Source organism: Pseudomonas sp. MWU13-2105, from assembly GCF_023242315.1.
In the GTDB taxonomy this organism is placed as follows: Bacteria; Pseudomonadota; Gammaproteobacteria; order Pseudomonadales; family Pseudomonadaceae; genus Aquipseudomonas.
In genome coordinates this window covers 413,684-440,314 of sequence record NZ_JALLIY010000002.1, presented here as the reverse complement: position 1 = coordinate 440,314, position 26,631 = coordinate 413,684, and the positions used below count along the sequence as shown (strand labels likewise).

The following is a 26,631-nucleotide window of genomic DNA, read 5'->3' as shown; positions in this document are numbered from 1 at the left end:
CCTCAGGCGTCGGACGCGGGGGTTTGTTCAGCGAGGGCGACAGCACGGAACATCGCGCGACGCTTGTTCAGCGTTTCTTCCCACTCCAGCGCCGGCACCGAGTCGGCGACGATGCCGCCACCGGCCTGCACATGCAGCTCGCCGTCCTTGATCACCGCGGTGCGAATGGCGATGGCGGTGTCCATGTTGCCGTTCCAGGCGTAATAGCCGACCGCGCCGCCATACACGCCACGCTTGACCGGTTCCAGCTCGTCGATGATTTCCATCGCGCGGATCTTCGGCGCACCGGACAAGGTGCCCGCCGGCAGGATCGCGCGCAGGGCGTCCATGGAGGTCAGGCCGTTCTTCAGTTGCCCGGTGACGTTGGAAACGATGTGCATCACATTCGAGTAACGCTCGATCACCATCTTCTCGGTCAGCTTCACCGAACCGATCTCGGAGACCCGGCCGGTGTCGTTGCGGCCCAGGTCGATAAGCATCAGGTGCTCGGCGATTTCCTTGGCGTCGGACAGCAGGTCGTCTTCCAGTGCCCGGTCGGCTTCCTCGCTGGCGCCACGCGGACGGGTACCGGCGATGGGACGGACGGTGATCAGGTTGTCTTCGACTCGCACCAGCACTTCCGGCGAACTGCCGACCACATGGAAGTCGCCGAAGTTGAAGAAGTACATGTACGGCGTCGGGTTGAAGCAGCGCAACGCCCGGTACAGGTCGATCGGCGCGGCCTTGAAGTCGATGGACATGCGCTGCGACGGCACGACCTGCATGCAGTCACCGGCGAGGATGTATTCCTTGATGGTATCGACCGCCCGCTCATAGTCACCCTGGGTGAAACTCGAACGGAACAGCGGGTCGGCGGCTGGCGGCCGATCGAGCTCCAGGCCGCGACGCGGGGTGATCGGCTGGCGCAGTTGCTCAAGCAGTTCCCGCAGGCGCGCCTGGCCTTGTTCGTAGGCGTTGTCCTGGGCTGGATCGGCGAGGACGATGGCGTGCATCTTGCCCGCCAGGTTGTCGAACACCACCACGGCATCGGAAACCATCAACAGGATATCCGGCACGCCCAGCGGGTCCGGGTTCGGACACTTGCCCAGACGCTTCTCCACGTAGCGCACGCAGTCATAACCGAAGTAACCCACCAGCCCGCCGTTGAAGCGCGGCAGCCCGGCAATGGTCGGCACGTTGTAGCGCGCCTTGAAGGTCTCGACGAAGTCCAGCGGGTCCTCGGCTTCGCAGCGCTCGATCTCGACGCCGTCATGGGTCACGCTGACCTGATGGTCATGCACCCGCAACACCGTGCGGCACGGCAGGCCGATGATCGAATAACGGCCCCATTTCTCGCCGCCCTGTACCGACTCCAGCAGATAGGAGTTGGGTTGGTCGGCCAGTTTCAGGTAGATCGACAACGGGGTATCGAAGTCGGCCAGGGTTTCGCAGGCAAGCGGGATGCGGTTGTAGCCGGCAGCGGCCAAACGCAGGAATTCTTCGCGGGTCATGATATGCCTCGTGGCTTGAGGGTCGAACAGTCAGGTATGCAAACACGCCGGATAACCGGCCAGGATCAAGTCAGGCGCGCCAACGCCAGCGGGCCAGGGCCTTGATGACTTTCATCCAGAGTTTGCGAGTGACCACCACGATGGGGTTTCCAGGAGGGGATTGAACACAGTCCGCCGACATTAGCTCAGCGCCAGCTTCCAGGCAACCGGGAATCAGCGCGCGCAGGTCGTCGATGACCAGAGCCGGCTGTTCTTCGGCGATCGGCCGGCCATGGTTGTAGCCATAGCTGAGGGCCACGCAGGTGACACCGGCGGCCTTGGCAGCCTGCACATCACTGCGCGAGTCACCGATGAACAGGCATTGCGAGGCCGGGATACCGGTCATTTTCATCACGTGGAACAGCGCCGCCGGGTCCGGCTTGCGCTGCGGCAAGGTATCGCCGCCGATGATCAGGCGGAAAAACCGTCCCAGTTTCATTTCATCCAGCAAGGGTGCGACAAACTGTTCGGGCTTGTTGGTGATCAGGGCCATCTCCATGCCCTGCTTGTGCATCCAGCTCAGGGTTTCCTGGACACCGGGATAGACCTGGGTCAGCTCATGGCCGCCGGCATAGGCCTCCATGAAGATCGCCAAGGCCTGCTCGGCTTCGCCGTCATCGACAGCGGAATGATCGAGACCACCAGCCAGCGCCCGGCGCACCAGGACCGGCACGCCGTTGCCGACCCACTCGCGGACCCCATGCAGCCCGGCCACCGGACGTCCGAGGGCGAGCAGCATTTTATCCACCGCCAAGGCCAGGTCGGGCACCGAATCCACCAGTGTCCCATCCAGATCGAACATGACCAGCCTGGGCAGACGGTCCGGAAAAAGCTGCTCGAACACGGTCATGATCGAGCCAGCGCCAGTTCGGCGCGCATTTTCTCGATGACTTCACGGTAGTCCGGCGCATTGAAGATCGCCGAGCCGGCGACAAAGGTGTCGGCCCCGGCGGCGGCGATTTCGCGGATATTGTTGACGTTCACGCCGCCGTCGATTTCCAGGCGAATATCGCGGCCCGAGGCATCGATCAAAGCCCGCGCCTCACGCAGCTTGTCGAGGGTGCCGGGGATGAACTTCTGCCCGCCAAAGCCCGGGTTGACGCTCATCAGCAGGATCATGTCGACCTTGTCCATCACGTACTTGAGCACGTCCAGGGGCGTGGCCGGGTTGAACACCAGGCCGGCCTTGCAACCACCTTCGCGGATCATTTGCAGGGAGCGATCGACGTGCAGCGTGGCTTCCGGGTGGAAGGTGATGTAGGTCGCACCGGCGTCGATGAAGTCACCGATGATGCGGTCCACCGGGCTGACCATCAGGTGCGCGTCGATGGGCGCGGTGATGCCGTACTTGCGCAACGCCGCGCAGACCATCGGGCCGATGGTCAGGTTGGGTACATAGTGGTTGTCCATGACATCGAAGTGCACGATGTCGGCTCCGGCAGCGAGCACGTTGTCCACTTCCTCGCCCAGGCGGGCGAAATCGGCGGAGAGAATCGACGGAGCAATGGCGAAGGGCTGCATGACGCACCTTTTTTGAGCAGAATCACAATGGCGGGCATTGTATACCGCCCGCTTTGCCCCGCCCACCGTGACCGCGACGATTGGCCGGACAAGCCCGCAATGCCCGCGCCAAAGCCCTCAGTAAGCGGCGCGGTAGATTTTTTCGATATCCACGGCGCTCAGCCGCCGCGGATTGTTGCGCATCAGACGCTCGGTAGCCGCCGCTTCCTCGGCCATGGCCGGGATCGCGTCCAGGGGCACGCCGAAGCTTGCGAGGCCGGCGGGGATTTCCACGGCGGCACATAGATCGGTCATGGCGGCGACGGCCTTGTCGGCCGCCTCGATCAGGCTCAAGCCGGTCACATTGACGCCCATGGCGATGGCTATGTCCTGCATGCGCTCGACACAGGCGATTTTGTTCCAGCTCATGACATAGGGCAGCAACAGGGCATTACTGACCCCATGGGCGATATTGAAGCGCCCGCCCAACGGGTAGGCCAGGGCATGCACGGCACCGACGCCGGCATTGCCGAAGGCCATCCCGGCCATCAGGCTCGCGGTGGCCATTTCTTCACGGGCCTGGAGGTTGGAGGGGTTGGCGTAGGCTTTGGGTAGCGCCGTGGCGATCAGCTTGATCGCGCCAATGGCCAGGGCGTCGGTGATCGGCGAGGCATTGAGTGACAGGTAGGCTTCAATGGCGTGGACCATGGCATCCACGCCGCTGGCGGCGGTCACGCTACGCGGGCAGGTCAGGGTCATCTGCGGGCTGACCAGCGCCACGTCCGGCAGCAGGTAATCGCTGACGATGCCCTTTTTCAGTTGGGCCTGCTTGTCGGAGAGAATGGCGACATTGGTCACCTCGGAGCCGGTGCCGGCGGTGGTCGGGATGGCAATCAGCGGCGGCCCCTTGCGCGGCACCTGGTCGATGCCGAACAGGTCCTCCAGAGCCCCGTGATAACCGGCGTAGGCACCGACGCTCTTGGCGATGTCGATGGCGCTGCCACCGCCCAGGCCGATCAGACCGTCATGCCCACCTTCGCGGTAGGCCCGCATGCAGTCCTCGACAATGGCGATTTCCGGGTCGGGCAGCACGCGGTCGAAGATGTCATAAGTGCGCCCACCCAAGTGGGCCAATGCCAGCTCGACGGTCCCTGACTTGACCAGTGCCGCATCGGTCACGATCAACGGATGGTCGACATTCAGCCGGGTCAGCTCATCAGCCAATTGCTCGATGGCGCCACGGCCGGTGATCAATTTATGGGCGATCTTGAATGAGGAAATGCTCATGCTCGCAGCCTTCTTGTCGTGATGATCAGGGCACGAGCAAGCATAACCGGGATTGGCTTTACGCTGTCATGCAGAAGTTGCATTCAGAGCGTGAATGGGAAGCGTGTCTCATGAACGCCAGCAAACCTGTGGGAGCCGGCTTGCCGGCGATGACGAGCGCAAGAACGATACAAGACTCAAGGGCCTCATCGCCGGCAAGCCGGCTCGGTTTTTCGCGGCGCCCTCCAGGCGCCCTTCTCATACCTGGGTGGTGCGCAATTTCTCGCTACGCCCACGCAGCCACTCCAGGGTCAGCAGCAGGATCACCGAGAAGGCAATCAGCAGGGTCGCCGCCGCGGCGATGGTCGGGCTGAGGTTCTCACGAATGCCACTGAACATCTGCCGGGGCAACGTTGCCTGTTCGGGGCCGGCGAGGAACAGGGTCACCACCACTTCGTCGAACGAGGTCGCAAAGGCAAACAGAGCCCCGGAAATCACCCCCGGGGCGATCAGCGGCAGGGTCACCCGACGGAACGCCGTCAGGGGCGACGCACCCAGGCTGGCGGCAGCGCGCACCAGGTTGTGATTGAAGCCTTGCAAGGTCGCCGACACGGTGATGATCACAAAGGGCACGCCCAACACCGCATGCACCACGATCAACGAGAAGAAACTGTTACCCAGCCCCAGCGGGGCGAAGAACAGGTAGCTGGCCACACCGATGATCACCACCGGCACCACCATGGGCGAGATCACCAGGGCCATCACCAGCGGCTTGCCGGGGAAATCGCCGCGGGTCAGGCCGATCGCCGCCAGGGTCCCGAAGACCATCGCCAGCACCGTGGCCGCCGGGGCGACGATGATGCTGTTGCGCAAGGCGCGCATCCATTCCGCCGAGGCGAAGAAGTCCTGGTACCAGTGCAGCGAGAAGCCTTGCAGCGGATAGACCAGGAAACTGCCCGAGTTGAACGACAGCGGAATGATCACCAGCACCGGCAAGATCAGGAACAGCAGGATCAAGCCGCACAGAATGCGCGAACTGTAGAACCAGACCCGCTCGACGGGCGACATGTAGGGGCTCAGCATTTCTTATTCTCCTTAGCTCAGGCGCAGGCGGCTGGCGCCGACCAACCGGCTGTAAATCAGGTACAGGACCACGGTCGCCAGCAGCAGCAAGCCACCCAGGGCGGTCGCCATGCCCCAGTTGATGCTGGTGTTGGTGTAGAACGCCACGAAATAGCTGACCATCTGGTCGTTCGGGCTACCGAGCAATGCCGGGGTGATGTAGTAACCAATCGCCAGGATGAACACCAGCAGGCACCCCGCGCCAACACCGGCATAGGTCTGCGGGAAGTACACCCGCCAGAAGCTGGCGAACGGATGACAGCCCAGGGAAATCGCCGCGCGCATATAGGTCGGCGAAATGCCCTTCATCACGCTGTAGATCGGCAGGATCATGAACGGCAGCAGGATGTGCACCATGGAGATGTAGACGCCGGTGCGGTTGAACACCAGTTCGAGGGGCTTGTCGATCACGCCCATGGCCATCAGCGCGCTGTTGATCAGGCCACCGGATTGCAACAGCACGATCCAGGCCGCGACCCGCACCAGGATCGAGGTCCAGAACGGCAGCAGGACAAGGATCATCAACAGGTTGCTCTGCCGTGACGGCAGGTTCGCCAGCAGATAGGCCAATGGGTAGGCCAGCACCAGGCAGATGGCGGTGATCACCAGGCCCATCCAGAAGGTGCGGGCAAAGATGTCAAGGTAGATCGCCTGGTCCGGCGTGGCCGGGGCCAGTTCGCCGAGGTCGTCGATCCGATGGTCGACGGCCGCCAGCAGGTAATAAGGGGTGATGCTGCTGGTGTTGCGCCGGATCGCCTGCCAGTACGCCGGATCGCCCCAGCGTTCGTCGAGGGCTTCCAGGGCTTCTTTATAGGAGGCCGGCTCGGTCTTGAAGGGCAAGGCCCGGGCGGTCTTGGTCAGCAGGCTGCGATAGCCGGCCAGTTCCATGTTCAGGCGCTTGGACAGATCGCCCAGGGTCTGATTCTTGCGGGCGTCGCCGAGGTCTTCGCTCAAGGCTTTGTAGACCGGCTCACCGGGCAGGCTCTTGCCATCCCAGGCGGCAACGGCGGCCACGGTACGCGGCATGGCGCCGACCACTTCCGGGTTACCGACACTTTTGTAGAGCAGCGCCACGATGGGCACCAGGAACACCAGCAACAGAAACAGCACCAGCGGTGCAATCAAGGCCTGGGCCTTCCAGCGGTTGACCCGCTCGGCACGCGCCAGGCGCTGCTTCAAGGTGGGACTGGTGACCTCGTTCAGAGGAACGGTGAGGGCCATGGCGAACTCCGGAATTCTTTTATTGTTACAGCGGGTGGCGTCCCGTTTCGGGACACCGCCTGTTGTTCTTCTGAAACACACAAACCCAACGGGCAGAACACAAACCCTTGTGGGAGCCGGCTTGCCGGCGATGAGGCCCTTGAGCCTTGCGTCGATTTTCCAACGCCATCGCCAGCAAGCCGGCTTCTACAGGGTTATGCAGCGTCTGCCGGCGCGTGCTCTGTTACTTGGCCGCCCAGGCGTTGAAGCGCTGCTCCAACTGCTCGCCGTTATCCGCCCAGAAGGCCACGTCGATCTGCACCTGGTTGGCGATGTTTTCCGGGGTGGTCGGCATATCTTTCAGGATGGCTTTATCGAGCAACGGTACCGCTTGGACATTGGCCGGGCCGTAGGCGATGTTTTCCGAGTAGACCTTCTGCTGCTGCGGCATGACCGAGAAGGCGATGAATTTCTTCGCCGCTTCAAGACGCTCGCCCTTCAGGCCTTTTGGAATCGCCCAGGCGTCGAAGTCATAGACACCGCCGTTCCAGACCACCTTCAGGTTGCTTTCTTTCTGTACCGCGGCGATCCGACCGTTGTAGGCCGAGCTCATCACCACGTCACCGGAGGCGAGGTACTGCGGTGGCTGGGCACCGGCTTCCCACCACTGGATATTCGGCTTCAGCTCGTCGAGCTTCTTGAACGCACGGTCCTGGCCGTCCTTGCCCGCCAGTACCTTGTAGACGTCTTTCGGCGCAACGCCGTCAGCCATCAACGCGAACTCCAGGGTGTACTTGGCGCCCTTGCGCAGGCCACGCTTGCCCGGGAATTTCTTGGTATCCCAGAAGTCGGCCCAGCTGGTCGGTGCGCTGCTCACTTTGTCGGCGTTGTAGGCCAGGACCGTCGACCAGACGAAGAAGCCCACGCCGCAAGGCTGGATGGCGCCCTTGACGTAGTCTTCGCTCTTGCCGAACAGCGCCGGGTCGAGAGGCTCGAACATGTCTTCGTCGCAACCGCGGGACAGCTCGGGCGACTCGACTTCCACCAGGTCCCAGGACACGCTCTTGGTGTCGACCATGGCCTTGACCTTGGCCATTTCACCGTTGTACTCACCGGCAACGATCTTGCCCTTGCCCGCCGCCTCCCACGGCGCATAGAACGCCTTGACCTGTGCGGCCTTGTTCGCGCCACCAAAGGACACCACGGTCAGGTCAGTCGCCGCCATGGCATTTGCCGCGCACATCAGCCCAAGGGTCAGGGCGCTGAATTTCAGGGATTTAAGCATTTATTCTTCTCTCCACAGTGCAGGTTGGTGAAGCACGGGGCGATGGATTCGCCTCTTGGGTTACCGCGCTCAGCTGGCGTCCAGTAATGGATCGAGCGCGCGAACGTGCTCCACCTGCCAGCCGAGAGGTACGACGTCGCCGACCGCCAGGGCTGGGTCCAGCTCGGCAATCGGCTGTTTCACGAAAAAGTCGGTCTTGCCGCAGACTTCCAGGCGCACACGGACGTGGTCGCCCAGGTAGATGAACTCGGCCACACGGCCCGAGAAGCGGTTGGCGCAGGACTCGCTGGAGCCGTTGAGGCTGATGCGTTCCGGACGGATCGACAGCGTCACCGGCTCGCCGGTCTTGCCGACATTCACCGCCAGCGCCTCGACCTTTTCACCGCGGCCGAGCTCGACCACGCAGCGATCACCACTGTGACTGTGCAGGCGGCCGTTGAGGCGGTTGTTCTCGCCGATGAAGTTGGCAACGAAGGTGTTCTTCGGTTCTTCGTAGAGGGTCCGTGGTGGCGCGATCTGCTGGATCTCACCCTGGTGGAACACTGCAACGCGGTCGGACATGGTCAGGGCTTCGCCCTGGTCGTGGGTCACGTAGACCACGGTCACGCCGAGGCGCTGGTGCAGGTGCTTGATTTCCATCTGCATGTGTTCGCGCAACTGTTTGTCCAGGGCACCGAGGGGCTCGTCCATCAGTACCAGCTGGGGCTCGAACACCAGGGCCCGGGCCAACGCCACCCGCTGCTGCTGGCCGCCGGACAACTGCGCCGGGTAGCGCTGGGCAAACTTGTCGAGCTGGACCATCCCCAGCACCCGTTTGACCCGCTCACTGACGTCGGTCTTGCTCAAGCCACGCACGGTCAACGGGAACGCCAGGTTCTCGGCGACAGTCATGTGCGGGAACAGGGCATAGTTCTGGAACACCATGCCGATGTCGCGTTTGTGTGGCGGGACATTGTTGATGGAGCGGCCGGCCAACTGGATTTCGCCGGCGGTCGGGGTTTCGAACCCGGCCAGCATCATCAGGCTGGTGGTCTTGCCGGAGCCGGAAGGCCCGAGCAGGGTCAGGAACTCGCCCTTGCGAATATCCAGGTTGAGGTCTTTGACGATCAGGTTCTCACCGTCGTAGCTTTTTTGTACGCCACGAAAGCTGACCAGTACATCGTTCGCCCCAGCGCTTGAATCAACCTCGCTCATACCCTCACCTTTTTGTTTTGGACTGCCGTGGGGCTAAGCCTAGTGAAGGCTCGCGGCAGCGCAAATCGGCAGGCGGGAGAGATTGGCCTCAGCCGTCTGGAAGAATTGGGGTAGGGATCGCCCTACAAGGATGGCGGGATTGGATATGCCCACGGGCCATTCCTGGCGGCAAGGCCCGGAACAGCGTCAAAGGGCTGTCGAAAACTGTCGCAAATGGATATGCGCGCGGGGTTTTCTTTTGTAGGAGCCAGCTTGCCGGCTCCCACTGGGACCGTGTCGTTGACAGAGGGCGCGCGTGCTCAGAGCAACTTGTGCTCCATCGCGTATTTCACCAGTTCGGCCAGGGAGGTGATGTTGAGTTTCTGCATCAGGCGCGCCTTGTGGGTACTGATGGTCTTGCTGCTCAGGGCCAGTTGCTGGGCGATGTCGTTGACGTTGGCGCCCTGGGCCAGGCGCTCGAAGACCGAGAACTCGCGCTCCGAAAGCAAGGCGTGCAGTGGCCGCGAATCGGTCAGGCCGACTTCGAAGACCATGCGGTCGGCCAGGTCCGGATCAATGTAGCGACCACCGGCCGCAACCTTGCGGATCGCCGTCAGCAACAGCGCCGGATCGCTGTCCTTGGTGGCGTAGCCGGCGGCACCGATCTTGAGCGCGCGCGCCGCCATCTGCGCCTCGTCGTGCATGGACAGCACCAGGATCGCCGGCGGATTGTTCAACGCGCGAATCCGCGGGATCGCCTCCAGGCCATTGACACCGGGCATGGAGATGTCCAGCAGGACCACTTCGCAGGGGATCTGGCGCAGGACTTCGAGCAGTTGTTCACCATTGCAGGCCTCGCCCACCACGGACAGGTCCTTGGCCAGACCGATCAACTGCTTGATGCCCTCGCGGACAATGGTGTGGTCTTCAGCTACCAGTACGCGGATCACGCTTATCTCCAGGTTGAGTCAGTCGGACTGCTTTCGCCGGCTCGCCGGCGATAGGGTCATCAGGGCCTACACGTCCAACGGCACCCGCACACTAAGGGTCGTGCCCTCGCCCACCACGCTTTCCAGCCGCAGCGTGCCGCCGAGCATCAACACCCGCTCACGCATGCCCACCACGCCAAAGGAGGTCGGCCTGCCACTGTCAGAGACGAATCCTACGCCATCATCACTGATGGTCAGGCATAAATCCTCGCCCTCAATAGCCAGTGTCAGTTCAACAGTATGCGCCTGGGCATGGCGCATGACATTGGTCAGTGCTTCCTGGAGGATACGGAACAAGCCAATGGCCTTGGCATCGCTGAGAGCCGGCAGATGCTCCGGCACTTGCACCAGGCAGGGAATCTGCGTCCGCGCCTCGAAGCGCCGGGCCTGCCACTCGATGGCCGAGGCAATCCCGGCATCGAGAATCGGCGGACGCAAGGCGGTCGCCACATCCCGGACCAGCTGGAACAACTGCGCAATCAGCTTCTTCATGCTGTTGAGCCGGTCATTCAGGCCGGGATCGAGTTGGGCATAGGCCAGTTCGCACATAGAGGTTTCCAGCTTGAGCACAGTCAGCATCTGACCCAGCTCATCGTGAACTTCCCTGGCGATGCGTGCCTTTTCCTCTTCACGGACGCTTTCCAGGTGCGCCGACAGCTCGCGCAACTGTTCACGGGACGCGGCCAGCTCCAGCTCGATGCGCTTGCTTTCACTGATATCCCAGACGATGCCGTCCCAGACCACGGTACCGTCCTCCAGGCGACGGGTGATGGCCTTGATCTCGGCCCAGCGCTGCCGACCTTCACGGGTCATGATCCGGCCTTGCCAGGACCAGTCGCTGTCCGCATCGAGGGCACGGTCCTGGGTCTCGTGGTAACCAGCCTTGTCGTCCGGATGTACCAGGCTGCGCAGCCCGATGTCCTGCCGACGCAAGGTCGCCGGGGCATAACCGACCAGGCTTTCGCTACCTTCGCTGATGTAGGGAAAATGCAGCTCTCCGGTCAGCGGTACACGCTCCAGGCGAAACACCAGGCCCGGCACGTTGGCGGCGATCGCCTTCAAGCGCGCCTCACTTTCCTGCACCGCCGCCAGCGCGCGACGGCGCTCGGTGACGTCGTTGAGGTAGACAACCAGGTATTCACCCCCGCGAAAACGCAGGAAACTCAACGACACATCGGCCGGCAGGATGCTGCCATCGGCGCGAATACACTGGGTCTCAAAACTTTGCGGCCCTTCCTCACTGGCCCGGGCACGTTTCCACAGGTTCAACCAGCGATCCATGTGCAGGTTGGGCTCGAAGTCGATCAAAGGACGATCGAACACCCCGCCCGGCGGATAGCCGAGCATCTCTTCCGCCGCCCGGTTGGCGTAACGGACATGACTGTCCCAGTTGACCCAGAGAATCCCCACCGTGCTCTGGTCGATGGAAAACTGGGTCAGGCGCAGGGCCTCTTCGCTTGCCTCACGCCGGGCGAGGGTGTCCCGAGCCGCGAGCAACTCATGCTCCAGGCTATGCTGCTGGCGACGCAGCCAGAAGACAATCGCCAGGCCTGCCAGCAGCAACACCGCCAGCAACAGGCAAAGGTTTTGCCAGAACCCCGGCGACTCGGCCAGGCGCGGATACTTCGGTTGCAGCCAGCGGGCATGCAATTGCTCCAGATCCCGGGCAGGGATGGCGTGCAGGGCCTTCTCCACGACAGCAGCCAGTTCCGGCCAGTCCCGCCGCGTCGCGACCCGCAGCAACTGTGGCAAGCCGATATCGCCGACCACCGCCAGCCCGGCGAACTCCTCTTCACTGGACAGGCGACTGAGCTGCGCCTCGTCGATCACCGCATAACGGGCCTGCTGGCTCGCCAACAATTGCAGGGCCTGGCGCTCCAGCGGCACGCCCTGCAAGTTCAGATTGGGGTAGGTGTTGCGCAGGTAATCGGCAACCGTGCTGGGCATGCGCACGGCCACGCGGGTCTGGCTGTCGAGCTTTTCCAGCTCCACGGCGCCGGCACCGTTGCGCTCGCCCACGACCAATTGCGGCACGCGCATGTAAGGATCGGAGAACAGCCACAGACGCAACCCCAGCGGGGTCTGGGTCAGGCCCGGCGCCAGGTCGATCTCGCCCTCGCGCAAGGCTTTTTCCAGTTGCGCCTGATCGGGAAAGTTACGCCAGGTCAGCTCGACATCGAGGCTCTTGGCGACCCAGGCCATGAGCTCCACGTTGGCCCCGGACAAGCGCTGCAGCCGGCGGTCGTATTGCGCATATGGCGCCTGCAGGACCAGGCCAACCCGCAGTTCGCGGTGCTGCTCGATCCACTCGTGCTGTTCGCCGGACAAGACAATCCCCGGCCCATGGGGAGCAGGCGCCGCCCAGGCCATCAAGGGAAAACACAAACAGCCGATAACCCACAGGCAGCAAAACCGTATCATTCGACGCTCACACACTGACAAATGCTGACCAACCCATTAGGCTCTGTACGATAACTGCTTGCACGACGATCATGCTGTGTTAAAAACAGGCTCGGACGAACGAAGTGAGAACGTCCGAAAGACGACCCGGAGGGCGAGCGAAGCGAGTAATGCTCATTTAGTGGACTAAACTGCGCTTCCTCGCCTGTTTTTGCCTTGCCTGATCGCCGCTCGGCGAGTTCTCGTACAGACCCTAGGCTGCCAGGATGACTCTGGCCTGGAAAATCCGATGCCCCTTCTCTACCGCCTGGCACTGCCTGCGCTGTGCCTGTCGCTGATACTACCTTGTGCCACGCCCGTCATGGCCGCCGACCCGACGCCAGCCCCGGCGCAAAAGCCCGCCGACAAGCCGGTGGAGCGCCAGCCGCTGCCTGAGCGTAGCCAGGAAGACGCGACCGCGCTGGAGCGACAATTGCCCCAGCAGGAACAACAGCAACTACAAGCCGGCGGCGACAGCTTCCTGGCCTTGTGGAAACCGGCCAACACACCTTCCCCCCTGGGCGCCGTGATCCTGATTCCCGGCGCCGGCGAAAGCGCCGACTGGCCCCAGGCAATCGGTCCGTTGCGGCGCAAGTTCCCGGATGCCCAGTGGAGCAGCCTGAGCCTGACCCTGCCGGACCTGCAAAGCGACGCAATCCAGCCACGGCTGGCCGAGGCGCCCAAGGCCCCGGCGGCGACCGCCAGCAACAGCAAGGACGCCAGCACCACGGCCAAGCCCATCGAACAGGCGGCCAGCGCCGAAGCCGAGGTGGTCGACCAGGCCGCCGCGCAAACCGCCGAAGACCAACTGAAGGCCGATGCTGATCGGATCTTCGCACGAATCGACGCGGCGATTGCCTACGCAAAACAGCAAAATGCCCGCAGCGTGGTGCTCCTGGGTCATGGTACCGGTGCTTACTGGGCCGCCCGCTACATGAGCGAGAAGCCCTCGCCGCAGATCCAGAAACTGCTCCTGGTGGCCGCGCAGACGCCGACCACTGCCCCACAGAACCTGGCTCAGATCACCCCCGGACTGAAACTGGCGACGGCGGACTTCTTCTATCAGGACCGGCCACTGGATCGCAAAGCCGCGCTGGAACGGTTGCAGGCCAGCAAGCGGCAAAAAACCTCGAGCTACAACCAGATTGCACTGAAGGCCCTGCCGGGCAATGCCGGGCAGGAGCAATTGTTCCGGCGCATCCGCGGCTGGTTGAACCCGCAGGATGTCGGCGGTCTCTGAAGCGGACCGCCTAGCGGAAATCCCTTCGCTCGCGAATCAGCACATAGGCATTGTGCAGATCGCGGGTTTTCTCCGTGGCCTCGCGCACTTGTAACGGCGTCGCACCGTTTCCCGCCACCTTGTCGGGGTGGTGGCGGCTGAGCAGGCGTCGATACGCCCGCTTGATTTGCGCGGGCTCACTGTTGGCCGCCACACCCAATAACAGCAGCGCCTCCTCGTAAGTTCCAGTCGCGCTCGACAGCGTCTTGCGACCAGGCTCGTAGTCATTGGCCAGGGCCTGGACCTGTTGGCTGGTCCAGCCCAGCCATTTGCCCCAGAGCATGATCAGCTCACGCTCCTTCGACCCGACCCGGCCATCGGCCCAGACCATTCGCCAACACGCCCGCAAAACGCCTTCGGCGGCATGGGGCTGCTCCTTCAGATGGTTCAGGTAGCCGCGCAGACGATCACGCCCCGACTTGCCCCGGTTGAACGCGGCAATCGCTCGGCGCCGCGCCGCGTCGTGCATGTCCAGTTGGCGCATTTCCTCGCGCGCCTGCTGGATATGTCCGTCGACCACCTGCCCATCGCTCTTGGCCAGTCGTCCCAGCAGGACAAACAGCAATTCATCGTTGCGCAACGCCGGCTTGCCCCCCAGGCGTTCGCGCAAATGTGCAAAACTGTGCAACTGCAGGCGCCGATCCAACGCCTGCCCGAGTAACGCGCCCAACATGGCCCCCGGAATACTGGCGATAGCAAAACCCGCCCCGGCTCCAATCAGAGTCCCTGGCCACAACATAATCAGTGTCTCTCTTTCAACAGTTGCTCGACTTGCGCCAGGCGCTCCACGGTGCCGACATCCACCCAATGCCCGTGCATGTGCTCTCCACTTACCAGCCCCCGCGCCATCGCCTCGCGCCACAACGGCGCGATCTTGAAGGCAGCGTCCGAGCAGCCGGCAAACAGCTGCGGATGCAGGACTGAAATACCGCTGTAGGTCAGTTTCTCGCCCTGGGTCCCACCGTCATACAGTCGACCGTCGAACAGGTTGAAGTCGCCCCCGGCCGGGTGATGCGGCGGATTGTCGACCATGACCAGGTGCGCCAGGCCGGTGATCGGCCGACGCAACGAGGCAAAATCATAGTCGGTCCAGATATCGCCATTGACCACCAGGAAAGGCTCGTCACCCAGCAGCGGCAAGGCACGAAAAATCCCGCCGCCGGTTTCCAGCGGCTCGCCCTCCGGCGAATAGGCGATGCTCAGGCCGTAGCGGGAACCGTCGCCCAGATAGTCTTCGATCTGCTGTCCGAGCCAGGCGTGGTTGATCACCACCTGCGTGAAACCGGCGGTCGCCAGCGCGTGCAGGTGATAGTCGATCAACGGCGTGCCATTGGCGCGGATCAGCGGCTTGGGGGTGTGCAAGGTCAACGGACGCATCCGTTCGCCTTTGCCGGCGGCCAGGATCATCGCCTTCATACCACGGCTCCCACCGGCTGACGCAGACCGGCCAGCAACTCACCCAGCTCGGCCAGCTCAGGCCGGCGTGCGACCACTGCTTCTATATAAGCGAAGAAACGTGGCACATCCGCCAGGTAACGTGGCTTGCCATCGCGATGACAGATACGCGCAAAGATCCCGATCACTTTCAGATGGCGCTGCACACCCATCAGGTCGCTGGCCCGGAGGAATTCCTCGGAATCGGCCTGCACAGCAACTCCCGCACCTATCGCCCGATGCCAGTAGTCCAGCAGCCAGCCACGGACCCGCGCCTCCGGCCAACTGAGGAAAGCGTCCTTGAACAGACAGGTAATGTCATAGGTCACCGGCCCGTAGACCGCGTCCTGGAAATCCAGCACGCCGGGGTTGGGCTCGCTGGCCATCAGGTTGCGCGGCATATAGTCACGGTGCACCAGCACTTTCGGCTGGGCCAGGGCGCTGTCGATCAGCAGGTCGCTGACCCGTTGCCACATCGCCAGTTGCGCGGGATCGAAAGCCCGTCCCAGCTCATGCCCCACGTACCACTCGGGGAACAGCTCCAACTCACGGCGCAGCAAGGCCACGTCATAACTCGGCAGTTCACTGTCCATCGGCAGTTGCTGGAAGGCCAGCAAGGCATCGATGGCATCGGCGAACAAAGCATCGGCATTGTCGGTGTCAATCACATCCAGATAGGTCTGGTTGCCCAGGTCGCTGAGCAAAAGAAAACCGTTTTCCAGATCCTGTGCGTGAATTTTCGGCACGTTGATTCCGGATTTCGCCAGCAAATGGGCGATATCCACGAAGGGTTTGCAGTTTTCCCGGGGTGGCGGAGCGTCCATCACGATCAGACTGCGGCCCTCGCCCTCCCAGCGGAAATAACGTCGAAAACTCGCGTCACTGCTAGCCGCGGTCAACGTGGCCGGGGGGATGGCGCCCCGGCCTTCGGCCAGAAAGAGCTTTTCCAACTGCAGATCCAGCCAAACTTTCAGGTGTTGCAAGCGTACATCTTGGTCAGGCATTACATGGGTCTCCGACGACGCTAGCCGTCAAGCGGGTGTTGCTTTATTATCCAGCATCTTGTGCGACACGCGTAGCGTGCCTCCAGCTTGGCGATGAGGAGTCATCGTCAGGGGTTTCTCTACTGAGAACCAATAGTCCGGCACCCAATCCGGGAAACAAAACCGCCCAAGAGGTCCATCGCTTAAAAGGACTCGTTGACGCTGCGGCGCAATAGCGAAACCCAAAGGCCGCCCAGCACTCGGACGCGCGGCTATGGTCCCTCAAGGACCGGGAGTGCTCTGTCACAGCGCAGGAATCGACATGCATAAGCGTCGAATTCATACAGCAGATGTATCGGCAGGCCAGGCAGATCTCCACAATTGTTTTTCAGGAGTTTTGTCCAGACTGACCGGCAACTTTGGCTTGATGATTGCCGTTTTCACAGCAGTCATGGTTATGGCCATCCATCTCGACAAGTAGCGCTTCACATCGGCCGTTTGGCCTCACCCTGGCGGGAAGAATCCCCGCAGGGGTTCCTCTTGCCTGAAAACAGGAGGAAACATCATCTCGACAGGCCGCTCAAGGTCCCTGTCAATTTCCAACCGGAGACACGAGCGAAAGCTCCGTCTGTCATTGTCCAACCATTGCCTTCATGGAGTGGGAGCGGACTCGTTGTGCGACCAACGATAGCCTAGGAAGACATGCGTCACTGGTAACGGTGAGGTATGAAGCTCTTCCAACAACGTAGCCCCCGCAAGGGCATGAACTTACCGCGAGGTAAGCCATGGATGCTCGGAGCAGTACCGGGTTGAGGCGCTAGGCTGGCTGGCACGGGTAACGTAAGTGAACTGCTGATAAACGCCGTAAGGATAACCATGCCCAAACTGCTGTCAGGCATGAACCAAAAGGTACGGGGCCAGTTATTCCTGTGGGATGTGGGAATACGTCGCTACAAAGGCCCCCGGTGGAAAGGCAGACCCTAAACCAATCGTGTGACAGACAGGGAACGTGGTAAGCCCGTATGGCTGCCTTCGGGCAGGTGAACCGCAAGGGGATCTGTTGGCTATGCGGGTATGGGATCGCAGAGAAAGCGAACGCCGGACTGTAATCGTTCGGATAGGGGTTGGAACATCACCCCACGGGAAACCGGGCAGACTTCTGCGTGGTCTTTTATCGCATGAATGCTGAGTGAGACTGTCTCAATGAACACGGAGGTCCCGCGGTAGCGGACCTTCTATTAACCCACCCTGACGGGGACGTCCATTCCCGTCAGGGGATGCATACGTCTTCGCTTGGGGAAACTTGAGAGGAAGGCAGCATGTTAGAACACAGCCAAATGGCCGTGTCTGCGCCTTCCGGCGCTCCGCAACAATGGCACGACATCGATTGGTGCCGAGTCCAGCGGAACGTCCGGGCGATGCAGTTACGGATTGCGAAGGCTTGTAGGGAAGGCGACTGGCGCAGAGTGAAAGCCCTGCAACGAATGCTGACCCGCTCACCCTCGGCCAGATATCTGGCCGTACGGCGAGTCACTGAAAACCAGGGCAAGCGTACGGCGGGAGTCGACCGCGTGCTCTGGGATACACCCGACGCCAAATGGAAAGCGGTCGATGGAATGAAGCGGCACGGATACAAGCCCCGGCCCTTAAGGCGGGTATTTATTCCAAAGTCGAATGGAAAGGAACGCCCTCTGGGCATCCCGACCATGGCGGACAGAGCAATGCAGGCGCTGCATCTGCTAGCTCTGGCCCCCATTGCTGAAACTACCGGTGATCCGAACAGCTACGGCTTTAGGATCGAAAGATCCACGGCGGATGCAATGGGACAGCTGTTCGTTTGCCTATCCAAGAAGCTCTCAGCCAAATGGGTTTTGGAAGCGGACATAAAAGGTTGCTTCGACCATATCAACCACGACTGGCTGATCAACAACGTCCCTACGGACAAAGTGATCCTTCGGAAATGGTTAAAAGCTGGAGTGATTCATAAAGGCCAGCTACAGGCAACGGATGCCGGTACGCCACAAGGCGGGATTATCTCGCCGACCTTGGCAAACATGACGTTGGATGGCCTGGAAACACAGCTCAAGCAACATCTGGGCGTGACAAAGGCCAAGAAGCTGAAAATCAACGTGGTGCGGTATGCGGACGATTTCGTCATCACCAGCGACTCGAAAGAGGTACTGGAAAATGAGGTCCGCCCTTGGATAGAGCATTTTCTGGCGGTACGCGGACTACAGCTCTCTCCCGAGAAAACGCACGTCATTCACATTGAGAAGGGCTTTGATTTTCTGGGTTGGAATTTCCGCAAGTACGATGGGAAGCTTCTGATCAAGCCAAGCAAGAAAAACGCGAAAGCGTTCTACCGCAAGGTAAAGGAGGTCATCAGTACCAACAAAGCGGTATCACAGGAGGATCTGATCCACCTGCTGAACCCAATGCTGCGGGGCTGGGCACTGTATCACCAACCCGTAGTAGCCAAGAAAGCGTACAGCCGCATGGATTTCCAAATATTCCAAGCAATATGGCGCTGGGCAAGACGGAGGCACTCGAACAAAAGCCTCGACTGGATCAGAAAGAAATATTTTCAGACCGTCGATGGCCGAAATTGGGTGTTCTGCACCACGTTACTGACAGAGGCAGGTGACAAGAGGGCGATCAGGCTGTACACCCTGGAGGATACGCCGATCGAGAGGCACAGAAAAATCAGCGGGGAATACAACCCGTTTGATCCTGAGATGGAAGAAATGGGCGAGAAGCTTCGGATGTCCCGGATGTTCGGGAAGCTGAAATACCGCAAGCAGGTATCAACCCTGTTTCAATCACAACAAGGGCTCTGTCTACTTTGCAAGAATCCCATAACTAGGGAGACTGGGTGGCATGACCACCACATCATTTATCGCTCACAAGGCGGTGGTGACTCGCTAAACAACCGGGTACTATTGCATCCCATTTGCCACCAGCAGCTTCACGCTCGTGGTTTGACAGTGTGCAAACCGGCTCCCGATTCTGGGGGTTCAATAAAGACTTGAGCCGTATGCGCTGAAAGGCGCACGTACGGTTTTTAGGGGGGAGCAGGCCAGAGATGGTCTGTTCCTACCCAACTTTCTGACCATCGATAGGCGTGTGACCCCCACCGCGGGCAGATGGCACGCAGGAAGCCCGGACTAATAAGATGGCATTGAAATCCCCCGCGTTTCGTAAAAAATTTCCGTTGCTGGTTACCGGCGGTTTGCTGGCTCTGCAACCTCTTGCCACCCCATTCGCGGTCGCCGCGGAACAGTATGACTGCTCCGTCTCTGCTTCCGGCTCCTGGGATTGCGCGCCCAAGACCACTACGGCCCAACTGCCGCCACGCCCCGTGCATGACGGCAGCGCCGAGGCCCTGGGTAGCAATGCCCCGGCGGACAGCGGTTCCAGCAGCGAGAAAGCCGCCGGCCCGGTGCTGGTCACCGAGGCCAAGGGCCGCGGCCTGAAGTCGCGCAGCGCCGACTACAGTCACCTCGACTGGGTCCCGCGTGAGAAGCTGACTGCCGCACAGTTGGCCGAAACCGGTCCTTATTGCTCTGGTTCCTATATCGAACCAATTCGTCCTGGCATGAATGACACGACGAATAAAAGTGACGCGCCGACCTTTATCGGCGCCAAGGCCTCGCGCTATGAACAGGACAAGCAGGTCGCGACACTGGCCGGCGACGTCGTCATGCGCCAGGGCAGCATGCAGGTCGAGGCCGACGAAGCCAGCCTGTACCAGGCGGAAAACCGTGGCGAGCTGAACGGCAACGTGCGCGTTCGCGACCAGGGCGCCCTGCTGGTCGGCGACCATGCCGAAGTGCAACTGGACACCGGTGAGTCCAAGGTCGACAACGCCGAATATGTGATGCATAAATCGCATATCCGCGGTAACGCGCTGTATGCCAAGCGTGCCGAGAACGCAATCATCCGTCTCAAGGACGGCACGTACACCACGTGCGAACCAAACAGCAATGCCTGGCAGCTCAAGGGTAATAACATCACCCTGAACCCGGCGACCGGTTTCGGTACGGCAACCAACGTGACCTTGCGAGTGAAGGACATCCCGGTCCTCTATACCCCGTATATCTACTTTCCGATCGACGACCGTCGCCAGTCCGGTTTCCTGCCGCCGAGTTTCTCCAGTGACAGCACCTCGGGCTTCAACCTGACCACGCCTTACTACTTCAACCTGGCACCGAACTACGATGCCACGTTGTATCCGCACTACATGAGCAAGCGCGGCATGTTGACCGAAGGTGAGTTCCGTTACCTGACCAAGTCCACCGAAGGTCAGTTCGGCGGTGCATTCCTGAGTGACGAAAGTAACGACCGTTCCAAGCAGTCGGACGCAACCAAAGATCGCTACATGGTCAACTGGCAGCACAAGGGCGGCTTGGATTCACGTGTACTGACCACCGTCGACTACACCAAGATCAGCGATCCGTATTACTTCCAGGATCTGCAGAGCAACCAGGTCGGTGTCAGAAGCGTCGACTATGTGAATCAACAGGCAACCGCGAGCTATCGCGGCGACGACTTCACCGCCCAATTGAATGTGCAGGCCTATGAGTTGGCGAGCGTGGCGGTTATCACTCCGTACAACCGCCTGCCACAACTCACCCTCAGCGGTAGCCTGCCTTATCATCCGGAAGGCCTCAATTTCACCTACGAAACTGAAGCCACTCGCTTCGAGCGGAGCCTGGAAAGCGGGACCTTCGCCGACAAGGATGGCGTCACCGCGCCGCGCCTGGACACCAACGTGACCGGCCTGGCCCGTGCCAACGGCGACCGCCTGAACCTCAAGCCGGGTGTCAGCCTGCCACTGAACTGGACTTATGGCTTTGTCACGCCGTCGCTCAAGTATCAGTACACCCAATACGATCTGGACCTGGGGTCGCTGGGCCAGTCTCAAATCGTGGCAGCCCAGGCGGCTAATCCGAATTACATCGGTGGGACCTACAGCACCTCACAGAGCCGTGGCGTCCCTATCGCCAGCATCGACAGCGGCCTGTACTTCGACCGCAACACCGAACTGTTCGGCACCAACTATCGCCAGACCCTGGAACCGCGCCTGTTCTATCTCTATGTTCCGGAGAAAGACCAGAAAGACATTCCCGTATTCGACACTGGCGAATACAGCTTCAACTATGCCTCGCTGTTCCGTGAAAACCGTTTCTCCGGCAACGACCGCGTCGGTGACGAGAATAAACTGTCCCTGGGGGTCACCAGCCGCTGGATCGAGGACAACGGTTTCGAACGTCAGCGCGTGAGTGTTGGCCAGGCTTACTACTTCAAAGATCGCACCGTGCAATTGCCGGGTGTCGACTTCAATACCCGCGCCGACGCCAAGACCAATGTCTCGCCGTACGCCCTGGAGTACGCCTACAACTTCAACCGCGACTGGCGCGCCACCGCCGACTACAACTGGGATCCGAAAAGTCACCAGCCACGTTCCGGCAGTGCGATGTTCCACTACCAGCCTGAAGACAACCCGAACAAGGTTATCAACGCCGGCTATCGCTATCGCAACGACCAGGTGATCTACAACCAGAACACCGGCCAATGGCAGTTCGGCGGCGACTATGGCACCCCTGGCCAACCCGGCTACGTGAAGGACTACTACAAGATCGAGCAGCACGACTTCTCGGTCATCTGGCCGGTCGTCCCCCAGTGGAACGTCATCAGCCGCTGGCAGTACGACTACAACCGCAACCGTACGCTGGAAGCCTTTGGTGGTTTCGAGTACGACAACTGCTGCTGGAAAATGCGCCTGATCAACCGCTACTGGGTCCAGTATGACGAGTTCAGCCAACAAGCTCCGCAAAACGAACGAGGCGACCACGGCATCTTCCTTCAGTTTGTCCTGAAGGGCCTGGGTGGCGTCATGGGCAACAAGGTAGAGAGCTTCCTCGACAAAGGCATTCAAGGTTATCGTGAACGTGAAGATCAAGCTTTCTGATTGTCTGCGCCCGCTGATGCTGGGCGCGCTGGTCCTGAGTGCGGCGGTTCATGCCGCCGTACGGCCCCTCGACAACGTCGTGGCCATCGTCGACAACGATGTGATCATGCAGAGCCAACTGGACCAGCGCGTCCACGAGGTTCAGCAGACCATCGCCAAGCGTGGGGGCGGCGTGCCGCCCACCAGCGTCCTCGATCAACAGGTCCTGGACCGGCTGATCGTCGAAAACCTGCAACTGCAGATCGGCGAGCGCTCGGGTATCCGCATCAGCGATGATGAGTTGAACCAGGCCATCGGCACCATTGCCCAACGCAACAACATGAACATCGATCAATTCCGCGCAGCCCTGGCGCACGACGGCCTCTCTTATGAGGACGCCCGTGACCAGGTTCGCCGGGAAATGATCATCAGCCGTGTACGTCAGCGTCGTGTCGCCGAGCGGGTCCAGGTGTCGGAACAGGAAGTGAAGAACTTCCTCGCCTCGGACCAGGGCAAAATGCAGCTCTCCGAAGAACTGCACCTGGCCAATATCCTGATCTCGACCCCGGACAGCGCCAGCTCGCAAGTCATCCAGGCGGCAGCGGCGCAGGCCCAGGATATCTACCGGCAGCTCAAGCAAGGCGCTGACTTCAGTCAGCTGGCCATTGCCCGCTCCGGCAGCGACAACGCCCTGGAAGGCGGCGACATGGGCTGGCGCAAGCCGGCCCAGTTGCCACCACCGTTCGACCGCATGCTGAGCAGCATGGCGATCGGCGATATCAGCGAGCCGACACGCACCCCAGGTGGATTCATCATCCTGAAGGTCCTGGAGAAGCGCGGTGGCGAGACGCAGATGCGCGACGAAGTGCATGTCCGTCACATCCTGATCAAGCCCAATGCCATTCGCAGCGAAGCCGAAACCCAAGCCCTGGCGCAGAAGCTCTACGAGCGGATCTCCAACGGCGAAGATTTCTCTACCCTGGCCAAGAGCTTCTCGGAAGACCCGGGCTCGGCGCTCAATGGTGGTGACCTGAACTGGGTCGACCCGAACGCACTGGTACCGGAATTTCGCGAAGTGATGGCCAAGACCCCGCAAGGCGTCCTGTCCAAGCCGTTCAAGACCCAATACGGCTGGCACGTCCTGGAAGTCCTCGGCCGTCGCGCCACCGACAGCACTACCCAGGCCCGCGAACAGCAAGCCATGACCGTGCTGCGTAACCGCAAATACGATGAAGAGCTGCAAACCTGGCTGCGTCAGATCCGCGACGAAGCCTACGTTGAAATCAAGCTCCCCGGCGCGGAACAGGCGCCAAAGTGAAACCGCGGCGTTTCGCATTGACCCCCGGCGAGCCGGCGGGCATTGGTCCAGACCTTTGCCTGCTGCTCGCCTCGCAGCCCCAGCCCTACCCCCTGATTGCCATTACCAGTCGCGACCTGCTCCGTGAGCGGGCCACACAACTGGGCGTGGCCGTCAATCTGCTGCCCGTGGCTCCAGGCCAATGGCCTGAGCAACCGGCACCAGCGGGCAGCCTGTATGTCTGGGACACCCCGCTGGCGAATCCGGTCGTCGCCGGGCAACTGGACCAGGCCAATGCCGCCTTTGTCCTGGAAACCCTGACCCGCGCGGGCCAAGGCTGCCTGGACGGCGACTTCGCCGGCATGATCACCGCCCCGGTGCACAAAGGCGTGATCAACGAATCCGGGATCGCCTTTTCCGGCCATACCGAATTCCTCGCCGACCTGACCCACACCGCCCAGGTGGTAATGATGCTGGCGACCCGCGGACTGCGCGTGGCCCTGGTGACCACCCACCTGCCCCTGAGGCAAATCGCCGATGCCATTACCCCGGAGCGCCTGGAGCGGGTCACCCGCATCCTGCATGGCGACCTGCGGGAAAAGTTCGGCATCGCCAACCCGCGTATCCTGGTCTGCGGGCTCAACCCCCATGCCGGCGAAGGTGGGCACCTGGGCCACGAAGAAATCGACATCATCGAACCGACATTGGAGCGCCTGCGCGGCGAGGGCATGGACCTGCGTGGCCCGCTGCCTGCCGACACTCTGTTTACCCCCAAATATCTGGAGCACTGCGACGCGGTGCTGGCGATGTACCACGACCAGGGCCTGCCCGTGCTGAAATACAAAGGTTTCGGCGCCGCAGTCAACGTGACCCTGGGCTTGCCGATCATCCGCACTTCGGTCGACCACGGCACCGCCCTGGACCTGGCCGGCAGCGGCAATATCGACACCGGCAGCCTGCAAGTCGCCCTGGAAACCGCCTACCAGATGGCCGAGACCCGTTTATGACCGAGCAATACCAACACCGGGCGCGCAAGCGTTTCGGGCAAAACTTCCTGCACGACGCCGGCGTGATCGACCGCATCCTGCGCGCCATCCATGCCAAGCCCGAAGACCGCCTGCTGGAAATCGGCCCGGGCCAGGGCGCCCTGACCGAAGGCCTGCTGAACAGTGGTGCACAACTGGATGTCGTCGAACTGGACAAGGACCTGGTGCCGATCCTCAACCAGCAATTCGCTGGCCGGGACAATTTCAGCCTGCACCAGGGCGACGCGCTGAAGTTCGACTTCACCAGCCTGAACCCGGCGCCCAACAGCCTGCGGGTGGTCGGCAACCTGCCCTACAACATCTCCACGCCGCTGATCTTCCACCTGCTGCACAACGCCAGCCTGATTCGCGACATGCACTTCATGCTGCAGAAAGAAGTGGTCGAACGCCTGGCCGCAGGCCCTGGCGGTGGCGACTGGGGTCGCCTGTCGATCATGGTCCAGTACCATTGCCGCGTGGAGCACCTGTTCAATGTCGGCCCGGGCGCCTTCAACCCGCCGCCCAAGGTCGAGTCGGCCATCGTGCGCCTGGTGCCCCACGCCGTCCTGCCCCATCCGGCCAAGGATCACCGGCTGCTGGAGCGCGTTGTGCGCGAAGCCTTCAACCAGCGTCGCAAAACCTTGCGCAACACCCTCAAGGCCCTGCTCAGCAATGCCGAGATCGAAGCCGCCGGCGTTGACGGCAGCCTGCGCCCGGAACAGCTCGACCTGGCCGCCTTCGTGCGCCTGGCCGACAAACTCAGTGAGCAGCCAGTCCCGGCACCCGACGCCAACTGATCCCGCGGGTAGCAGGCCAGCGTGGATGTCTGGCCTACTACCCGGGACTTGACCTAGACTGGGCTTCGTCCAGCGTCTCTTGCGCTTCAGCTTCCAAGGCCTCTTGCATGTCCGATCCTCGTTACCAGGTCGACGTCAGCGTCGTCACCCGCTTCCTTGCAGAACAATCGCAACCCGAGCAGAACCGCTTTGCCTTCGCCTACACCATCACGGTGCAGAACAACGGCGAACTGCCCGCCCGGTTGATGTCGCGGCATTGGGTGATCACCGATGGCGACGGTCACGTGGAAGAAGTCCGCGGCGCCGGCGTTGTCGGCCAGCAACCGCTGATCGAGGTCGGCCAGAGCCACACCTACAGCAGCGGCACGGTGATGACGACGAAAGTCGGCAACATGCAGGGCAGCTATCAGATGCTGGCCGAGGACGGTAAGCACTTCGACGCCGTGATCGCGCCCTTCCGCCTCGCCGTCCCGGGGTCCCTGCACTGATGGCGGTGTACGCCGTCGGCGACCTGCAAGGCTGCCTGGAACCGCTCAAGTGCCTGCTCGAACGCGTCAGGTTCGATCCGGCCCAGGATAAGCTGTGGTTGGTCGGCGACCTGGTCAACCGGGGCCCGCAATCCCTGGAAACCCTGCGTTTCCTCTACGCTATGCGCGACTCGCTGGTCTGTGTACTGGGTAACCATGACCTGCACCTGCTCGCCGCCGGCCATAACGTCGAACGCCTGAAAAAAAGCGATACGCTGCGCGAGATCCTCGACGCGCCGGATCGCGCCGACCTGCTGGACTGGTTGCGCCGCCAGAAGCTGCTGCACCATGATGCCGAGCGCAATGTGGCCCTGGTCCATGCCGGCATTCCGCCCCAATGGACACTGAAGAAAGCGCTCAAATACGCCGCCGAAGTGGAAACCGCCTTGCGCGACGACAACCTGCTGACGCCTTTCCTCGACGGCATGTACGGCAATGAGCCGAACAAATGGAGTAGCGACCTGCAAGGCGTGACCCGCCTGCGGGTGATCACCAACTATTTCACCCGCATGCGCTTCTGCAGCGCCGACGGCAAGCTCGATCTCAAAGGCAAGGAAGGCGCCAACACCGCGCCCCGCGGCTACGCCCCCTGGTTCAGCTACAAGGAGCGCAAGACCCAGGGCCTGAAGATCATCTTCGGCCACTGGGCCGCCCTTGAAGGCCAATGCGACGAGCCCGGCATCTTCGCCCTCGATACCGGCTGCGTCTGGGGCGGCGCGATGACCCTGATGAACGTCGATACCGGCGAACTTCTGACCTGCAAATGCGATGCCCAGGGTGGCGTCGCTCCGCCACCGACCCTGGCCGAGCGCTTTCGAGCCTGGTTATATCGCTAG

General features: G+C 61.6%; 22 protein-coding genes. 9 read left to right on the top strand and 13 right to left on the bottom strand.

Features of this window, described 5'->3' with window-relative positions; translation table 11 throughout:
• Positions 1-2: 2 nt before the first annotated feature.
• The 10 genes from trpE to M5B96_RS04665 all read right to left on the bottom strand — a co-directional run bounded on the left by trpE (position 3) and on the right by M5B96_RS04665 (position 12,485).
• Positions 3-1,490 (bottom strand): anthranilate synthase component I, encoded by a 1,488-nt coding sequence (gene trpE / locus M5B96_RS04710; RefSeq protein ID WP_248795385.1) that lies wholly within the window; start codon positions 1,488-1,490, stop codon positions 3-5.
• Between the two features lie 70 nt (positions 1,491-1,560).
• Complete coding sequence (locus M5B96_RS04705) at positions 1,561-2,379, bottom strand: phosphoglycolate phosphatase (protein WP_248795384.1); 819 nt, start codon at positions 2,377-2,379, stop codon at positions 1,561-1,563.
• Positions 2,376-3,050 (bottom strand): ribulose-phosphate 3-epimerase, encoded by a 675-nt coding sequence (gene rpe, locus M5B96_RS04700; RefSeq protein WP_248795383.1) that lies wholly within the window; start codon positions 3,048-3,050, stop codon positions 2,376-2,378. Before rpe ends, M5B96_RS04705 begins: the two co-directional genes overlap by 4 nt.
• A 117-nt stretch (positions 3,051-3,167) precedes the next feature.
• Positions 3,168-4,316 carry an iron-containing alcohol dehydrogenase gene (locus M5B96_RS04695; RefSeq protein ID WP_248795382.1) on the bottom strand — a complete coding sequence of 383 codons (1,149 nt, stop codon included), beginning with the start codon at positions 4,314-4,316 and terminating at the stop codon, positions 3,168-3,170.
• Between the two features lie 237 nt (positions 4,317-4,553).
• The gene (locus M5B96_RS04690) at positions 4,554-5,378 is read right to left on the bottom strand and encodes an ABC transporter permease (protein WP_248795380.1); all 825 of its coding nucleotides are present in this window, start codon (positions 5,376-5,378) and stop codon (positions 4,554-4,556) included.
• A 12-nt stretch (positions 5,379-5,390) separates the two neighbouring features.
• On the bottom strand, positions 5,391-6,638 hold the full coding sequence (locus M5B96_RS04685; RefSeq protein WP_248795378.1) for an ABC transporter permease: 1,248 nt from the start codon (positions 6,636-6,638) through the stop codon (positions 5,391-5,393).
• A gap of 223 nt (positions 6,639-6,861) precedes the next feature.
• Positions 6,862-7,902: an ABC transporter substrate-binding protein gene (locus M5B96_RS04680; RefSeq protein WP_248795376.1), complete on the bottom strand. Its 1,041-nt coding sequence runs from the start codon at positions 7,900-7,902 to the stop codon at positions 6,862-6,864.
• Positions 7,903-7,971: 69 nt separating this feature from the next.
• Positions 7,972-9,096 (bottom strand): ABC transporter ATP-binding protein, encoded by a 1,125-nt coding sequence (locus M5B96_RS04675; protein ID WP_248795375.1) that lies wholly within the window; start codon positions 9,094-9,096, stop codon positions 7,972-7,974.
• A 299-nt stretch (positions 9,097-9,395) separates the two neighbouring features.
• On the bottom strand, positions 9,396-10,025 hold the full coding sequence (locus M5B96_RS04670; protein ID WP_248795373.1) for a response regulator: 630 nt from the start codon (positions 10,023-10,025) through the stop codon (positions 9,396-9,398).
• A gap of 66 nt (positions 10,026-10,091) precedes the next feature.
• The gene (locus M5B96_RS04665) at positions 10,092-12,485 is read right to left on the bottom strand and encodes a PAS domain S-box protein (protein WP_248795371.1); all 2,394 of its coding nucleotides are present in this window, start codon (positions 12,483-12,485) and stop codon (positions 10,092-10,094) included.
• A gap of 268 nt (positions 12,486-12,753) precedes the next feature.
• On the opposite strand from M5B96_RS04665, the gene M5B96_RS04660 reads away from it, so the two are divergent.
• The gene (locus M5B96_RS04660; RefSeq protein ID WP_248795370.1) at positions 12,754-13,743 is read left to right on the top strand and encodes an alpha/beta hydrolase family protein; all 990 of its coding nucleotides are present in this window, start codon (positions 12,754-12,756) and stop codon (positions 13,741-13,743) included.
• Positions 13,744-13,753: 10 nt separating this feature from the next.
• Here the strand turns inward: M5B96_RS04660 and M5B96_RS04655 are convergent, their stop codons facing one another.
• The 3 genes from M5B96_RS04655 to M5B96_RS04645 are packed head-to-tail and all read right to left on the bottom strand — an operon-like array spanning position 13,754 to position 16,220.
• The gene (locus M5B96_RS04655; protein ID WP_248795368.1) at positions 13,754-14,521 is read right to left on the bottom strand and encodes a TerB family tellurite resistance protein; all 768 of its coding nucleotides are present in this window, start codon (positions 14,519-14,521) and stop codon (positions 13,754-13,756) included.
• A 2-nt stretch (positions 14,522-14,523) separates the two neighbouring features.
• Positions 14,524-15,198, bottom strand: a complete 675-nt coding sequence (murU, locus tag M5B96_RS04650) for an N-acetylmuramate alpha-1-phosphate uridylyltransferase MurU (RefSeq protein ID WP_248795366.1) — start codon at positions 15,196-15,198, stop codon at positions 14,524-14,526.
• The gene (locus M5B96_RS04645) at positions 15,195-16,220 is read right to left on the bottom strand and encodes an aminoglycoside phosphotransferase family protein (protein ID WP_248795364.1); all 1,026 of its coding nucleotides are present in this window, start codon (positions 16,218-16,220) and stop codon (positions 15,195-15,197) included. Before M5B96_RS04645 ends, murU begins: the two co-directional genes overlap by 4 nt.
• Before the next feature lie 301 nt (positions 16,221-16,521).
• Here M5B96_RS04645 and M5B96_RS04640 point away from each other — a divergent pair, with 301 nt between their 5' ends.
• The 8 genes from M5B96_RS04640 (at position 16,522) to M5B96_RS04605 (ending at position 26,631) form a co-directional block, all read left to right on the top strand.
• Positions 16,522-16,680, top strand: coding sequence for a hypothetical protein (locus tag M5B96_RS04640; protein WP_177103792.1), 159 nt, complete (start codon positions 16,522-16,524; stop codon positions 16,678-16,680).
• 838 nt (positions 16,681-17,518) lie between these two features.
• Positions 17,519-19,228: a group II intron reverse transcriptase/maturase gene (gene ltrA, locus M5B96_RS04635; protein WP_152741045.1), complete on the top strand. Its 1,710-nt coding sequence runs from the start codon at positions 17,519-17,521 to the stop codon at positions 19,226-19,228.
• 143 nt (positions 19,229-19,371) lie between these two features.
• A complete protein-coding gene (locus M5B96_RS04630; RefSeq protein ID WP_248795362.1) occupies positions 19,372-22,170 on the top strand; it encodes an LPS-assembly protein LptD in 2,799 nt (932 codons plus the stop codon).
• Positions 22,151-23,467, top strand: a complete 1,317-nt coding sequence (locus M5B96_RS04625) for a peptidylprolyl isomerase (RefSeq protein ID WP_248795361.1) — start codon at positions 22,151-22,153, stop codon at positions 23,465-23,467. The genes M5B96_RS04630 and M5B96_RS04625 overlap by 20 nt, the downstream gene beginning before the upstream one ends.
• Positions 23,464-24,453, top strand: coding sequence for a 4-hydroxythreonine-4-phosphate dehydrogenase PdxA (pdxA, locus tag M5B96_RS04620; protein ID WP_248795359.1), 990 nt, complete (start codon positions 23,464-23,466; stop codon positions 24,451-24,453). The genes M5B96_RS04625 and pdxA overlap by 4 nt, the downstream gene beginning before the upstream one ends.
• The gene (gene rsmA, locus M5B96_RS04615) at positions 24,450-25,268 is read left to right on the top strand and encodes a 16S rRNA (adenine(1518)-N(6)/adenine(1519)-N(6))-dimethyltransferase RsmA (protein ID WP_248795357.1); all 819 of its coding nucleotides are present in this window, start codon (positions 24,450-24,452) and stop codon (positions 25,266-25,268) included. Before pdxA ends, rsmA begins: the two co-directional genes overlap by 4 nt.
• Before the next feature lie 107 nt (positions 25,269-25,375).
• On the top strand, positions 25,376-25,756 hold the full coding sequence (gene apaG, locus M5B96_RS04610) for a Co2+/Mg2+ efflux protein ApaG (protein ID WP_248795356.1): 381 nt from the start codon (positions 25,376-25,378) through the stop codon (positions 25,754-25,756).
• Positions 25,756-26,631 carry a symmetrical bis(5'-nucleosyl)-tetraphosphatase gene (locus tag M5B96_RS04605; protein WP_248795354.1) on the top strand — a complete coding sequence of 292 codons (876 nt, stop codon included), beginning with the start codon at positions 25,756-25,758 and terminating at the stop codon, positions 26,629-26,631. Before apaG ends, M5B96_RS04605 begins: the two co-directional genes overlap by 1 nt.